We start from the raw sequence: 531 nt of genomic DNA, 5'->3' as shown, positions 1-531 counted from the left end.
GGCGCTGGTCCCGACGGGGTGGATCCTGGCTGTGCTGCCGCTTGGCATGGTTGGTCATATGGCAGGCCATATGATTGCCGTGGCGATTGCAGCGCCTTTTCTTGCCCTTGGCCTGTCGCAAGGGCGGCTTGATCCTGCGCGTCTCTGGCCCGGCCTTATAACCCCTATGGCGATGATGCTGGTGGAACTTGTCACGGTCTGGCTCTGGCACCTGCCGGCCCTTCGCGCGGCGACAATGACGTCCTTGCCAGTGCTGGGGCTCGAGCAGGTCAGTTTCCTTGGCGTAGGTCTGCTGCTCTGGTCATCGGTGCTCCGCGCCGATCATCGGGCCGCTGGCATCGGTGCCTTGCTGCTGACATCGATGCACATGACGTTGCTTGGTGTCCTGATCGGCCTGGCGCCACGGCCTCTCTACGCGGCGGCGGATCATCATCATCTGGCCGGCATGGACCCGCTGATCGACCAGCAACTGGGCGGTGTCCTCATGCTGCTGGTTGGCGGGGCCAGCTATTTCATCGGTGGTCTTGTCCT

1 protein-coding gene is annotated in these 531 nt (G+C 63.3%); it reads left to right on the top strand.

Annotated elements, in window-relative coordinates:
• Positions 1 to 531: cytochrome c oxidase assembly protein (locus BRX37_RS26515; protein WP_125990399.1), on the top strand; the 531-nt coding region annotated here is incomplete at both ends.

The sequence above is a fragment of the Sphingomonas sp. S-NIH.Pt3_0716 genome, assembly GCF_003950715.1.
Lineage (GTDB): Bacteria > Pseudomonadota > Alphaproteobacteria > Sphingomonadales > Sphingomonadaceae > Sphingobium > Sphingobium yanoikuyae_A.
The sequence above is the reverse complement of the archived record's forward strand: the minus strand, read 5'-3'. Positions and strand labels throughout refer to the sequence as shown.